At 71.0% G+C, this 13,488-nt stretch carries 14 protein-coding genes and 1 tRNA gene; 8 read left to right on the top strand and 7 right to left on the bottom strand.

Going from position 1 to position 13,488, the window contains the following annotated elements; all coding sequences use genetic code 11:
• The first annotated feature begins 8 nt into the window (after positions 1 to 8).
• From ACZ5L9_RS04230 to ACZ5L9_RS04250, 5 genes are read left to right on the top strand one after another with little or no spacing between them, the layout of a single operon-like run.
• Entirely contained in the window at positions 9 to 470 is a 462-nt protein-coding gene (locus ACZ5L9_RS04230) for a MaoC family dehydratase N-terminal domain-containing protein (RefSeq protein WP_464534285.1), read from the top strand.
• Positions 467 to 1,585, top strand: coding sequence for a CaiB/BaiF CoA transferase family protein (locus ACZ5L9_RS04235; RefSeq protein ID WP_464534286.1), 1,119 nt, complete (start codon positions 467 to 469; stop codon positions 1,583 to 1,585). Before ACZ5L9_RS04230 ends, ACZ5L9_RS04235 begins: the two co-directional genes overlap by 4 nt.
• Positions 1,586 to 1,629: 44 nt before the next feature.
• Positions 1,630 to 2,430: an SDR family NAD(P)-dependent oxidoreductase gene (locus tag ACZ5L9_RS04240; RefSeq protein WP_464534287.1), complete on the top strand. Its 801-nt coding sequence runs from the start codon at positions 1,630 to 1,632 to the stop codon at positions 2,428 to 2,430.
• 2 nt (positions 2,431 to 2,432) lie between these two features.
• On the top strand, positions 2,433 to 2,813 hold the full coding sequence (locus ACZ5L9_RS04245; RefSeq protein WP_464534288.1) for a MaoC/PaaZ C-terminal domain-containing protein: 381 nt from the start codon (positions 2,433 to 2,435) through the stop codon (positions 2,811 to 2,813).
• 25 nt (positions 2,814 to 2,838) lie between these two features.
• A complete protein-coding gene (locus ACZ5L9_RS04250) occupies positions 2,839 to 3,996 on the top strand; it encodes an acyl-CoA dehydrogenase family protein (RefSeq protein ID WP_464534289.1) in 1,158 nt (385 codons plus the stop codon).
• A gap of 318 nt (positions 3,997 to 4,314) precedes the next feature.
• On the opposite strand, the gene ACZ5L9_RS04255 is transcribed toward ACZ5L9_RS04250, so the two are convergent.
• Positions 4,315 to 4,395, bottom strand: a tRNA-Tyr gene (locus ACZ5L9_RS04255).
• An 84-nt stretch (positions 4,396 to 4,479) separates the two neighbouring features.
• Here ACZ5L9_RS04255 and ACZ5L9_RS04260 point away from each other — a divergent pair.
• Complete coding sequence (locus tag ACZ5L9_RS04260; protein WP_464534290.1) at positions 4,480 to 4,971, top strand: YajQ family cyclic di-GMP-binding protein; 492 nt, start codon at positions 4,480 to 4,482, stop codon at positions 4,969 to 4,971.
• Between the two features lie 3 nt (positions 4,972 to 4,974).
• Here ACZ5L9_RS04260 and ACZ5L9_RS04265 read toward each other — a convergent pair whose 3' ends face one another.
• The 6 genes from ACZ5L9_RS04265 to ACZ5L9_RS04290 are packed head-to-tail and all read right to left on the bottom strand — an operon-like array spanning position 4,975 to position 11,925.
• A complete protein-coding gene (locus ACZ5L9_RS04265) occupies positions 4,975 to 5,778 on the bottom strand; it encodes an ABC transporter ATP-binding protein (protein WP_464534291.1) in 804 nt (267 codons plus the stop codon).
• Positions 5,775 to 6,767: an ABC transporter ATP-binding protein gene (locus ACZ5L9_RS04270; protein WP_464534292.1), complete on the bottom strand. Its 993-nt coding sequence runs from the start codon at positions 6,765 to 6,767 to the stop codon at positions 5,775 to 5,777. The genes ACZ5L9_RS04265 and ACZ5L9_RS04270 overlap by 4 nt, the downstream gene beginning before the upstream one ends.
• Complete coding sequence (locus ACZ5L9_RS04275) at positions 6,767 to 7,570, bottom strand: ABC transporter permease (RefSeq protein ID WP_464534293.1); 804 nt, start codon at positions 7,568 to 7,570, stop codon at positions 6,767 to 6,769. Before ACZ5L9_RS04275 ends, ACZ5L9_RS04270 begins: the two co-directional genes overlap by 1 nt.
• A complete protein-coding gene (locus ACZ5L9_RS04280) occupies positions 7,567 to 8,511 on the bottom strand; it encodes an ABC transporter permease (RefSeq protein ID WP_464534294.1) in 945 nt (314 codons plus the stop codon). Before ACZ5L9_RS04280 ends, ACZ5L9_RS04275 begins: the two co-directional genes overlap by 4 nt.
• 16 nt (positions 8,512 to 8,527) lie before the next feature.
• A complete protein-coding gene (locus ACZ5L9_RS04285; RefSeq protein ID WP_464534295.1) occupies positions 8,528 to 10,219 on the bottom strand; it encodes an ABC transporter substrate-binding protein in 1,692 nt (563 codons plus the stop codon).
• Positions 10,220 to 10,245: 26 nt separating this feature from the next.
• Positions 10,246 to 11,925 (bottom strand): amidohydrolase, encoded by a 1,680-nt coding sequence (locus ACZ5L9_RS04290; RefSeq protein ID WP_464534296.1) that lies wholly within the window; start codon positions 11,923 to 11,925, stop codon positions 10,246 to 10,248.
• A 110-nt stretch (positions 11,926 to 12,035) separates the two neighbouring features.
• On the opposite strand from ACZ5L9_RS04290, the gene ACZ5L9_RS04295 reads away from it, so the two are divergent.
• Both ACZ5L9_RS04295 and ACZ5L9_RS04300 read left to right on the top strand, forming a co-directional pair.
• Positions 12,036 to 12,752 (top strand): TetR/AcrR family transcriptional regulator, encoded by a 717-nt coding sequence (locus ACZ5L9_RS04295; protein ID WP_464534297.1) that lies wholly within the window; start codon positions 12,036 to 12,038, stop codon positions 12,750 to 12,752.
• Between the two features lie 81 nt (positions 12,753 to 12,833).
• Positions 12,834 to 13,301: an RrF2 family transcriptional regulator gene (locus ACZ5L9_RS04300; RefSeq protein ID WP_464534298.1), complete on the top strand. Its 468-nt coding sequence runs from the start codon at positions 12,834 to 12,836 to the stop codon at positions 13,299 to 13,301.
• Positions 13,302 to 13,488 lie beyond the last annotated feature (187 nt).

The following is a 13,488-nucleotide window of genomic DNA, read 5'->3' on the forward strand; positions in this document are numbered from 1 at the left end:
GGACAACGATGACGACACTTGATCAGAGCATCGTCGGCACGACCGTGCCGGCGCACACCGCACAGGTCGAGGCCGGCCGGCTCCGCTTCTTCGCGACCGCTACCGGACAGACCGACCCCGTCTACACCGACCTCGCCGCGGCACAGGCCGCTGGTCATCGCGACCTGCCGGTGCCGCCGACCTTCCTGTTCTGCCTGAACATGGAGACGCCCGACCCCTTCGCGATCTACGCGACCCTGGGCATCGACCTGCGCACGATCCTGCACGGCGAGCAGGTCTTCACCTATCACGCCATGGCGTACGCCGGCGACGTGCTGCGCTTCGAGACGCGCGTCAGCGACGTCTACGCCAAGAAGGGCGGCGCCCTGCAGTTCCTCGTGCGCACCACCGAGGTCACCCGCGACGCGGAGGCCATCGCCACCCTCACCTCCACCAGCGTGATCCGCGAGCTCGCCGGAGCGGCCTCGTGAGTGCGGCCACAGGAGCGCTGGGCGGTCTGCGCGTCATCGAGCTCGGCGGCATCGGTCCGGGACCGTTCGCCGGGATGCTCCTGGCGGACCAGGGAGCAGAAGTCATCCGGATCGAGCGGGCCGCGGACGCCGGCCGGCCCTCAGGGCATCCGGTGCTGCACCGCAACCGCCGCTCGATCGCCCTCGATCTCAAGGATCCCCGCGACGTCGACGTCGCGCTGCGCCTCATCGACACCGCGGACGCGCTGATCGAGGGCTTCCGGCCCGGCGTCGCCGAGCGGCTCGGGCTGGGGCCCGCGACCTGCCTGTCCCGCAACCCACGGCTCGTCTACGGCCGGATGACCGGCTGGGGCCAGGACGGACCGCTGGCCGACGAGCCCGGGCACGACATCAACTACATCGCCGTCGCCGGCGCCCTGGGGGCGTTCGGCCCCGGCGACGACGTTCCGTCGGCTCCGCTCAACCTCGTTGGCGACATGGGCGGAGGCGGAATGCTGTTGGCCCTCGGCATCACGACTGCACTCGTCCACGCGGTCAGGTCCGGCGAAGGCCAGGTGGTCGACGCCGCGATGACCGACGGCACGGCGATCCAGATGGCACTCATCCATGGACTGATGGCGTCCGGCCGTTGGCCCGGAGGTCGCGGCGAGAACCTCTTCGACGGTGGCGCACCGTTCTACCGGGCCTACCGGTGCTCGGACGGCCGCTTCATGGCCCTCGGAGCCGTGGAGCCGCAGTTCTACGCCGCTGCGCTCGGCGTGCTCGGTCTGAGCGAGGACCCGGCGTTCGCCCGGCAGCTGGATCGGGACACGTGGACGACGATGACCACTCGGCTGGTCGAGCTCTTCGCGACCCGGACCCGCGACGAGTGGGACGCAGCCTTCGCCGGACAGGGCGCCTGCGCCTCGCCGGTCCTCGATCCGCTCGAGGCGGCCCAGCACCCCCACAACCTCGCGCGCGGGACCTTCAGCACGTTCGGCAACGGCCACGTCCAGCCCAGCCCCGCACCCCGCCTCCTGACGACGCCGGCCGGCGTCCCACGCCCCGCTCCGGTGATCGGCGCGGACACCGAGGCCATCCTGGCCGAGCTCGGGCTCGCGACCAGCGACCGCTGATCCGCCCGCCACCACCGACCCAACGACCAGACAGGAACAACACCATGGGAACCCTCCAGAACAGGGTCGCGATCGTCACCGGCTCCGGCCGCGGCATCGGCCGCGAGATCGCCCTCAAGCTCGCCGCCGAAGGCGCCGACATCGTCGTCAACGACCTCGACCCCGAACCCGCCGAAGAGACCGCCCGCGACATCAAGGCAGCCGGCGGCAACGCGGTGGTCTGCGCAGGATCCGTCGCCGAGGACGGCTTCGCCGAGCGCTTCATCACCACCGCCACCGAGTCCTTCGGTGGCCTCGACATCATCGTCAACAACGCCGGCTACACCTGGGACACCGTCATCCAGAAGATGAGCGACGAGCAGTGGGACGCCATCCTCGACATCCACCTCAAGGCGCCGTTCCGGATCCTGCGCGCCGCCCAGCCCTACCTCAAGGCCCACCCCGTCGAGCACCACCGCAAGGTCGTCAACATCTCCTCGACCTCCGGCGTCTTCGGCAACGCCGGGCAGGCCAACTACGCCGCCGCCAAGGCCGGCGTGATCGGCCTGACCAAGACCCTGGCCAAGGAATGGGGTCGCTACAAGGTCAATGTCAACGCGGTGGCCTACGGGTTCATCCGCACCCGGATGACCGAGGTCATCGAGGAGGACAAGACCCTGCGCATCGACGGGCGTGACATCAAGGTGGGCGTCCAGGCCGACCGGTTGGCCATGGTCGAGCGCACCATCCCCTTCGGACGGGGCGGCACAGCACAGGAGGCGGCCGGCGCCGTCTACCTGCTCTGCATCCCCGAGTCCGACTACGTCAACGGCCAGTGCCTCGTCGTCGACGGCGGAAGGGTCTGATCATGCAGACCGGTGACACCTTCACCCTCGAGGTCCCCCAGATCCGGCGCCGGACCCTCGCGCTCTACGCCGGCGCTTCGGGCGACCACAATCCCGTCCACATCGACACCGACGAGTGCCACGCGGTCGGCATCCCGGACGTCTTCGCGCACGGCATGCTCTCGATGGCCTACCTCGGCCGACTCCTGACCGACTGGCTGCCACAGGAGCGGATCAGCTCCTTCGGCGTACGGTTCGCGGCCATCACGCCCGTGCACGCGACGCCGACGTGCACCGGCACCGTCGCGCGGATTGAGGACGGCGTCGCCCACCTCGATCTCAGCGTCACCCTCGCCGACGGCACCCAGACCCTCGCCGGCACGGCGATCGTCACCCTCGACTGACCTCCCACCTGAGAAGGAAACACCCATGCAGCGCAGCGTCTACAACGACGACCAGGAGGCGTTCCGGCAGACCGTCCGGGCCTTCATCGCCAAGGAGGTCACGCCGTACTTCCCCGAGTGGGAGGCCGCCGGCAAGACCCCGCGAGATCTCTTCTTCAAGCTCGCCGAGCTCGGCGCCACCGGCTTCGACATCCCCGAGGAGTACGGCGGCACCGGACCGATCAGCTACAAGTACCAGGCGATCCTGACCGAGGAGGCGAACCTCGCCGCCGTCGGCCTGGGGCATTACACGGTCAGCATCGGCATCGTGCTGCCCTACCTCCTGCGGCTGGCGACCGAGGAGCAGAAGCGGCGCTGGCTGCCGGGCATCGCCTCCGGCGACACCATGCTGTGCATCGCCATGACCGAGCCCGGGACAGGCTCAGACCTGGCCGGCATCCGGACTTCCGCACGCCTCTCCGACGACGGCACCCACTACGTGCTCAACGGTGCCAAGACGTTCATCACCGGTGCGCTGAACTCGGAGCTCTGCGTCGTCGTCGCCCGCACCTCCCCCGCGACCGAGGAGGACCGCCGGCACGGCCTCTCGCTCCTCGTGGTGCCGACCGACAGCGAAGGCTTCGACTACGGCCGCAAGCTGCAGAAGATCGGGCTGCGCGCCCACGACACCAACGAGCTGTCGTTCACCGACGTCGCGGTGCCGGTCGAGAACGTGCTGGGCGAGGTCGACCGGGGCTTCTCCTACCTCGGGCAGAACCTGCCGCGCGAGCGCCTCGCCATCGGGGTCGGCGCGGTGTCGATGGCGCAGAGCGCGGTCCGCCAGGCCCTCGACTACACGAAGCAGCGCGAGGTCTTCGGCACGCCGGTGGCGTCGTTCCAGAACACCAAGTTCGAGCTCGCCGCGTGCGACACCGAGGTCCAGGCCGCCCAGCTGATGGTGGATCGCGGCCTCGAGCTGGACGAGGTCGGCGAGCTCACCGCCGCGGACGCCGCCCGGATCAAGCTCTTCTGCACCGAGGTCGCGGCCCGGGTCATCGACCGCTGCCTCCAGCTGCACGGCGGCTACGGCTACATGCTCGAGTACCCGATCTCCCGGCTGTACGCCGACACCCGCGTCCAGCGGATCTACGGCGGCACCAGCGAGGTGATGAAGACGATCATCGCGAAGGACATGGGGCTCTGACCTCTCTCCGCCGGTACACGGCGGACCAGTTCGCACGTGCCCGCATGGTGCTGCCCCGTGGGGACCCTGACCTCCCCGGTCCTCACGGGGCAGCACAGGCCGCCGACGAGGATGGCAGCGTCGGATCAGCCCACCCGTCCGGCGCGGCCCGCGCCCGTGGCTCGAGGCGACGCGACCAACCACGCCATCGCACCGGCTACCTCGATGCCGATCCGTGCCCAGCCGTTGGGAACGTACAGGCACCTAGGGGGCACGAACCAGAGACCCAAACGGCCTCTGATCTGCGTATCCGCAGATCAGAGGCCGTTTTTCGGAGTGTGGCAGGTGAAGGATTCGAACCTTCGAAGCTTTCGCGACGGATTTACAGTCCGCTCCCATTGGCCGCTCGGGCAACCTGCCATGTCGTTGCCCCGACTAGGCGGGAACACCAACGGTTCGGAAGAATAGCCCAGGCAACGCCCCTAGGAGAAAACGGAGACCGTCATGGCCGACTCGTCGTTCGACATCGTCAGCAAGTTCGACCGCCAGGAGGTCGACAACGCGCTCGGCCAGACAGCGCGTGAGATCGCCACCCGCTTCGACTTCAAGGGCACCGGCGCCACCATCGAGTGGCAGGGCGAGAACGCCATCGAGATCACCGCCTCGGCCGACGATCGGGCCAGCGCGGTGCTCGACGTGTTCCAGGGCAAGCTGATCAAGCGCCAGCTCTCGCTCAAGATCCTCGACGCCTCCGAGCCGCGCCAGTCCGGCCAGGTCTCCAAGATCGGGATCACGCTCAAGGAGGGCATCTCCTCGGAGGACGCCAAGAAGGTCTCGAAGCTGATCCGCGACGAGGGGCCCAAGTCGGTGAAGGCCCAGATCCAGGGCGACGAGCTGCGCGTCACCTCCAAGTCCCGCGACGACCTGCAGGCCGTCCAGGCGCTGGTCCGCGGCCAGGACTGGGACTTCGCGGTCCAGTTCCAGAACTACCGCTGAGCCTCAGCGGGCGACAGGCACCCAGCCCGGCCGCGGGGTCGACTCCAGCAGGAGGCGGGTGTACTCGTGGCGGGGCGAGCCGAGGACGTCGTCCACGGGACCGGACTCGACGATGCGACCACCGCGCAGCACGACCACGTCGTGCGCGATCTGGCGCACCACGCCGAGGTCGTGGGTGACGAAGAGGTACGCCGTGCCCAGGTCGCGCTGCAGCCGGTTCAGCACGTTGAGCACCTGAGCCTGGACCGACACGTCGAGCGCGGAGACCGCCTCGTCCAGCACCAGCACCTCCGGGCGGGTGGCGAGAGCACGCGCGATCGCCACCCGCTGCCGCTGCCCGCCCGAGAGCGAGCGCGGGACCAGCCCGGCGTGAGCGTCGCCGAGGCCGACCAGCTCCAGCAGCTCGGCGACCCGCTCGGCGCGCCCGGTGCGCGACTGCCCGCTCAACGCGACGGCCTCGTGCAGCGCCGACTCGACGCGCTGGGTCGGATCGAGCGTGGTGTACGGGTCCTGCGGGACCAGCTGCAGCTGCGCGCCGCGACGGCGCCGGTCGCGCGCGGACCGGGCCGCCACGCTGCGGTCCTCGCCGCAGACGACCGCCCGGCCCGACGTGGCCGAGGTCAGGCCGCTCAGGATCGCGGCGATGGTCGACTTGCCGGCACCGGACTCGCCGACCAGGGCGGTGGTGCGCCCGCGACGGACCTGGAACGAGACGTCGTCGACGACGACCGGGCCGCTGCCGTAGCGCTTGACGAGGTGCTCGACCTCGATGACGACGTCGGCGGACTCGGGGCTCGGGTGGCTCATCGCACTTCCTCACGTAGCGGCAGCTCGGCGTCGAGAGCGCCGGCGGCGATCTCCTCGGCCCGGTGGCAGCGCACCAGGCTGCCGGCCACGCGGCGCTCGTCCGGCAGGTCGGTGGCGCACGCATCGACGGCGACCGGGCAGCGGGACGCGAACGGGCAGCCCGGTCCGGTGGCCGACGCGGCGAGCGGCGTGCCCGGCACGACGGGGATGACGTCGAGGCGTCGGGTCAGCGGTGGGCGTGAGGCCAGCAGCCCGCGCGTGTAGGGGTGGACGGGCCGGGACGCGATGTCGGCCGTCGTCGCCGTCTCGAGCACCCGGCCGCCGTACATCACCACGATCCGGTCGCAGACCGCGTTGGCGAGGTCGAGGTCGTGGGTCACCAGCAGCATCGCGGTGCCGGACTCGCGGCGCAGCTCGCCGGCCAGTGCCAGCACGTCGGACTGCGTCGTCACGTCGAGCGCGGTGGTGGGCTCGTCGGCGAGGAGGAGTCGGGGCCTCTCCATCAGCACCGATGCGATCATCACGCGCTGCAGCAGGCCGCCGGAGAGCTCGAACGGGTACTGCGCCATCCGGCGCTCGGGGTCGCCGATGCCCATCCGCCGCAGCATCGTGGCGGCGCGCTCGCGGGCGGCGTCGAGGTCGCCACCAACGTCGCGGGCACGTTCCAGCAGGAAGCTGCCGACCGTGTGCACCGGGTTGATCGCGGCCCGCGGGTCCTGGAACACCATGCCCAGGTCGCGCCGATGGGCGCGCAGCCCGCTCCGCGAGAGGCGCAGAGCGTCATCCCCCTCGAGCAGCACCTGCCCGGTCGTACGGGCCTGCTCCGGCAGCAGCCGGGCGAGGGCACGCAGGGTCATCGACTTCCCCGATCCGGACTCCCCCACAAGCCCCACGGCTTCGCCCGGGGCGACGGTGAACGAGACGCCTCGCAGGATCGGGACCCCGCCGATCTCGAGTCCGAGGTCGCGGTACTCGACCAGCGCGCTCATCAGCGTTCCTCTCCGGAGAGCTTGGACCCCAGCACGAAGAGCGAGAGCACGGTCGCCACGATCATCACGGCGGCCGACACCACCCCGAGGGGATGTCCCTGGTAGATCGCGTCGCGGTCGTTGACCAGCACGCCCCAGTCCGCCGCGGGCGGCTGCACGGCGAGCCCGAGGAAGGACAGGGCGGCCAGGTCGAGCAGGGCGTACGCGAAGGCGACGGTGGCCTGGCCGGCGAGGAGCGGCGTCAGGTTCGGCAGGATGTGGCGCACGTTGATCCGCAACGCGCCGTGCCCCTGCACCGAGAGCGCCTGCACGTACGGCAGCCGCCGCTCGCGCTCGGCCGCCGACGAGGTCAGCCGCCCGACGTAGGGCAGGTAGGCGACCGCGAGGGCGAGCGCCGCCGGACGAAGGCCGGCGCCGAACGTGGCCACCGCGAGGATGCCGAGCAGCAGGCCGGGGATGGAGAACAGCACGTCGAAGACCCGGTTGATGCCGAACGCCGTCCCGCCGCCGCGCCAGGCGCTGAGCAGCGAGAGCGGCACCCCCGCCAGGAGCGAGAGCACGATGATCAGCGTGGGCCCCAGCAGGCTGGTGCGCGCGCCGTAGACCAGCCGGGAGAAGGTGTCCCGGCCGGTGCCGTCGGTGCCGAGCCAGTGCTGCGGGCTGGGCCCGGAGTAGACGGCGAGCAGGTCGCCGGAGTTCGGGTCGTGCGGGGCGATGAGCGGAGCGAAGACCGCCATCGCGACGAGCAGCAGGAGGATCGCGACGGCGATCCAGCCCGTGATGCCGAGCCTGATGCTGTTCATGCGCTCACCGCCGCGCGCACGCGCGGGTCGAGCAGCGCGACGATCAGGTCGGCCGCCAGGTTGAGCAGGACGAACGCCGTCACCACGATCAGCGCGACCGCCTGGACGACCGGGAAGTCCTTCTGCTCGACCGAGGTGATCAGCAGCTGGCCGAGACCGCTCAGGCCGAACGCCTGCTCGACCACGACGGCGCCGGCCACGAGGCCGGCGATCTGGAGGCCGGCGACGGTGACCACCGGGCCGGAGGCGTTGCGCACGACATGGCTGCGGACCATCCGCGCGCCGCTGATGCCGCGCATCCGGGCGGTCACCACGTGCTCGGAGGCCAGCTCACGCCGGGCACTGGCGCGCATCACCCGCGAGAGCATGCCGCTGGAGATGATGGCCAGCGCGACCGCCGGCAGGGTGAGGCTGCGCAGCCAGCCGCCGAACCCGCTCGCCGTCCCGTACGCCGGGAACCAGCCGAGCTTGACCGCGAACAGGCTGGCCAACAGGCCGGAGGCGACGAACGCGGGCACCGCTGTCGCCACCGAGGTCACGGCGGTGACGGCGCTGTCCACCCAGCCCGGCCGCAGGGCGGCCAGGAGCCCGCTGCCGAAGCCCACCACCAGGATCAGCAGCGCGGCGTAGGCGACCAGGGAGAACGTCACGGCCGCCGGATGGCCCAGCAGCGAGGAGACCGGCTGCTGGTTGATCAGCGAGGTGCCGAGGTGTCCGGTGAGGACGTTCCCGAGCCAGTCGAAGTAGCGCACCAGGACGTTCTGGTCCAGGCCCATCGAGTGACGGATCTGGGCCTGGACCTCCGGCGAGGGCGGTCGCGAGCCGAAGAGCACCTGCTCGGGGCTGCCCGGCGCGAGGAACACGCTCAGGTAGACCACGAGGCTGGCCACGAAGAGGGTGACGGCGACGCCGAGGAGGCGCCGGAGCACGTAGGCGGACATGAGGTCTACCGATCGCTCACTTGCCGCCGATGGCGGCGGCCCACGGCGAGCTCATGTAGGAGAACGTCAGCGTGGCACCGGTGAGGGCGTCGTTCTCGAAGACGACGGCGCGCGGCTGGACCACCGGGATCGCGGGCAGCCCGGTCGCCATCGTGTCCTCGGCGGCGAGCACCAGCTTCGCCCGTGCGGCGGTGTCCTCGGTGGCGTCGGCCTGCTGGAGGGAGGCGGTGACGCTCGGGTCGTCGTACCCGCTGAAGTCCATCGTGCCGTACGGCACGGCGACCAGCTGGTCGAGGATGGCCGGCTCGGGCAGCTCGATGTAGTTCTTGGTCAGGATCATGTCGTAGGGCTCGCGGGCCTTGGCCGAGGCGAATAGCGAGCCGTACTGCTGGATCGGGATCGCGGTGATCTTGAGGTTGAGCCCGATCTGCTGGGCCTCCTGCTGCACCACTGTCGCGAGCTGCTGGCTCTCGCTGTCGCCCGACGGGTAGCCGAAGACGATCGGCTCCTGTCCGACGCCGGCGGCCTTCACCTTGGCGGCGGCGGCCGCCGCGTCCGGGGTGATGGCGGCCTTGTCGTACGCCGCCTGGTAGGTCTCCTTCTCGTAGCCGAAGACGCCGGGACCGGAGATCTTGTAGAGCGGGTCGGCGGCACCGTGGAAGACGGATGCGGCGATGCCGGCCCGGTCGATGACCTGCGACAGCGCCTGCCGCACCTCCGGCACGGAGGCGGCGCCGGTCTTCTTGGTGAAGAGCAGGTCGACGTTGACCGGCGTGGAGCCCTTCTCGCCGATGTAGACCTTGCCGCTGCTCGCGTTCTGGAGCGCCGCGACCAGATTGGTCGGCAGCGAGAACGCGCCCTGGATGCTGCCGCTGGTGAGGCCGTTGACGATCGCCTGCGGGTCGGTCGGGTAGACCAGGGTGAAGGTGTCGGCGTGGGCTGCGTTCGTGGCGTCCCAGTACGTCGGGTTCTTCGTCATCACCAGCTTGCCGGTGCCGTCGAAGGAGCCGAACTCGTACGGCCCGGTGCACATCACGCCCACCTTGGGCGAGCCGAAGGACCGGCCGGCCTTCTCGGCGAACGCCTTCTCCACGACCGCGCCGCCGAGGGTCGCCAGACCGTCGACCGCCGAGACCGAGTGGCTCTTCAGCGTCAGGGTGACCTCGAGCGGCCCGGTCGCCTTCACGCCGGTCACCAGCGCGAAGCTGCCGTAGTAGTTCGAGGCGTACTTCGGGTCGAGGTTGCGCCCGATGCTGTACGCGACGTCCTCGGCCGTCATCGGGGTGCCGTCCCAGAACGTCACGCCGCTGCGCAGCTGGAGGACGAGGGTGTGCGCGTCGGTGTACTTCCACGACGTGGCCAGACCCGGCTTGAGGGTGTAGTCCGGCTCGACCTTGATCAGCGGCTCGCACATGTTCGGGATCGTGGTCTCCTCCGGGTAGTCCGCGAGGCCGATCGGGTCGAGCGTGAGCGGCGCCCGGTAGCCGCCGTCCCAGGTCACCGAGGCGACCGGCTTGGTGGCGGTCCCGGTGGTGTCCTGGTCGGCGCCGATCGAGGAGACGGCCTGGCCGGACGGCGCGGCGGAGCCGTTGCCGGATCCCGAGCAGGCGGCGAGCCCGGCGGCGAGGGCGAGGGCGCTGACGCCGGTCAGGAGACCGGTCACGGTACGTCGCGCCGGCGCGGTGGTGCGGGCGAGGTGGTGAGACATCGTGGTTCTCCTAGTCAGGATGCGGATCAGCGCTGGAAGACGAGACGGCCGCCGACGTAGGTGCGCTGCACCTGGGTCCGGCAGATCTCCTCGGTCGGCAGGTCGAACGGGTTGCGGTCGTGCAGGACCACGTCGGCCGCCTTGCCGACGGCGAGGCTCCCGGCGATGTCGTCGAGGCGGGTGGTCCAGGCGGAGCCGGTCGTGTAGGCGGCCAGTGCCGCGCCCAGCGGGAGGGCGTGGTGGCGGCCCAGCGGCTCGGTGCCGGGCGGCGCGTCGGGGCCGACCCGGTTGACGGCCACGTGGATCCCGGCCCACGGGTCCGGCGAGCTCACCGGCCAGTCGCTGCCGGCCACCAACGTGGCGCCGTCGCGGAAGAGATCGCCGAACGGGTACTGCTCCTCGGCCCGGTCGGGACCCATGAACGGCAAGGTGAGCTCGTCCATCTGCGGCTCGTGGCAGCCCCACAGCGGCTGCAGGTTCGCGGCGGCGCCGAGCTGGCGGAACCGGGGCCGATCGTCGGGGTGGACGACCTGCAGGTGGGCGAGCTGGTGGCGCCGGTCGGCCGATCCGTTCGCCTCGCGGGCGGCCGCGATCGCGTCGAGCGCGAGCCGGACGGCGCGGTCGCCGAGGGCGTGGAAGTGGACACCGAACCCGGCGGCGTCCAGGGCTGTCACCGCCTCGCGTACGAAGGCGGGCTCGAAGAACGTCAGGCCGTTCCCGCCACCGTGGCCGTCGTGCACGCAGTAGGGGTCGAGCATCGCGGCGGTGAAGGTCTCGGCGACGCCGTCGAGCATCAGCTTGACGGTCGGTGCCGCATAGCGCGGCGCGACGGCATCGGTCGCGCCGCCGGCCGTCGCCTGTGCACGGCTCTCGAGGTGGCGGGCGACCTGGGCGGCGATGTCCGGCTCGTCGCGCTCGAACCAGAGCGCGGCGGCGACGCGGGCGCTCAGCCAGCCCTCCGCCTGAGCGTCGAGGTAGGTCTGGTGCACCGAGTCCGGTCCGGCGCCGACCATCGCGTCCTGCCATCCGGTGATGCCGAGGCTGTGCAGGTAGGGCTGCGCGGCGCGGAGGCCGCCGGAGAGCTCCGCCTGGGTCGTGGTCGGCAACACCCGCTCCACCAGCGTCATCGCGGCCTCGTGCAGCGCGCCCGAGGGGTGGCCGTCGGCCTCGCGCTCGATCACGCCGCCGGCGGGGTCGGGCGTATCCCGGGTGATCCCGGCGAGCTCCAGGGCCCGGGTGTTGGCCCAGCCCGAGTGGTGGTCGCGGTTGGGCAGGTACGCCGGGCGGTCGGGCACCACGGCGTCGAGGAGCTGTCGGGTCGGCAGGCCATTGGGGAACGCCTCCATCGACCACCCGGCCCCGAGCACCCAGGAGCCCGCCGCACCGGCGGGGGACGCGACGTAGGCGCGCAGCCGCTCGGCGTACGCCTCGATCGTGGTGGCGCCGACCAGATCGCAGCGGGTCCGCTCGAGCCCGCCCTGGACGGGGTGCATGTGGGCGTCGATGAAGCCGGGCGTCACCAGGGCGCCACCGGCGTCGATCACCTCCTCGGCGCCGTGGACCAGGTCGGCCACCTCGGCGTCGCCGCCCACGGCGAGCAGCCGCCCGTCGCCGAACGCGACGGCCGTCGCCCAGGAGCGGGCCGGGTCGGCCGTGAAGACGGCGGCGTTCCGGATGACAGTGGCCTGGGTCACATGCGTTGGCATGACCAGAATGAAACTCTGTGGACAGTGCTGTTGTCAACGGTGTTGACAACGATCATCCGTTACGATCGTGTGACATCACCAGCAGACCTCCGGAAGAGGAGCACGTCCCCGTGGCCAGCGACCGCACCACCACGACGCGTCGCGGGCGCAGCAGCGCCCGAGCGGCGTCGCTCAGCCCCGACTCGATCATCGCCAAGGCCCTGGAGCTGCTCGAGAAGTCCAAGACCGCCGACCTCTCGATGCGTCGCCTCGGCGAGGAGATGGGGGTGGACGCGACCGCGTTCTACCGGCACTTCCGCGACAAGGACGACCTGATCCTGGCGGTGTGGGACCGCGTGATGGGCGAGCAGCTCGAGGCGATGCGCCAGCAGCCCGAGAGCCAGGGCTGGCGCGAGCAGCTCCGCTCGATCGCGATGACCGCCTGGGCCCAGGCAGGACGCCATCCGGTCCTCTACAGCCAGTGCTTCGCACGGGTGACCGGCGGCAGGCACGAGCGCGAGCTGGTCGAGTCGATCCTCAGCACGCTGTCGGCGACGGGGCTCGACGCCGCCCAGACGGTGCTCTACTACCGCGTCTTCGCCGACGCGCTCCTCGGCGGCTGCGCCACGATGACCAGCGTCCTGGCGCTGGAGCCGGAGCTGCGCGAGAAGGACGCGACCGCGTGGTCGCGGATCTACGCCGTCCTCCCCCAGGAGGAGTACCCCGCGGCGCGCGCGCACGGCACCGAGCTGGCGGCGATCGACGAGGAGCAGATCTTCGTGACCATGATCGACGCCATCCTCGACCGGATCGAGGCAGCGATCGCCCGTACCACGGCCACGGCCTGACCCGTCGCGCCTCGTTTCCGGCCGGCCGGAAACCCGCTGCAGTCGCGTGAATCGAGCAGCATGATCGACTTATCTGCGAGAATGCGACCCGTGCGAGTCTCTGCGAAGTCCGATTACGCGCTGCGCGCGCTCATCGAGATGGCCTCCCGTGAGGACGGCAAGGCCGTCTCCGCCGAGGAGCTCGGTCGTCTCCAGGAGATCCCGCACGGATTCCTGCAGGCGATCCTCGCCGACCTGCGCAAGGCCGGCGTCGTGATCTCCCAGCGCGGCCAGTCCGGCGGGTGGCGGCTCGCCAAGTCCGCCGCGGACGTCTCGGTCGCCGACGTGATCCGGGCCGTCGACGGCCCGCTCGTCAGCGTGTACGGCCTGCGACCCGAGGCGGTCACCTACAACGACCGCGCCGACGTGCTCCAGCACGTCTGGATCGCCGCCCGCGACTCCCTGCGCGAGGTCTTCGAGAAGGTCTCCATCGAGCAGCTCGCCAGCCGCCAGCTCCCCGACGAGGTCACCTCCCGCACCGCCGACGAGGACGCCTGGCAGCCCCACTGATCGCTCGGCCGTGCGTTGGCGGGGGAGGCTCATTGCGCTGACGCGTCGACCGCCGCCGGCCTGGGGTAACACGATGTCCACTGAGGTAGCAGCGCGACGCAACAGGCTGCTACCCGTGGCGAACGTCGTGTTACCCCTCCCCAACGTCGTGTTACCCCTCCCCAGCGGGGCGACGCCTCCCCAGCGG

This window comes from Nocardioides sp. JCM 18998 (assembly GCF_055391535.1).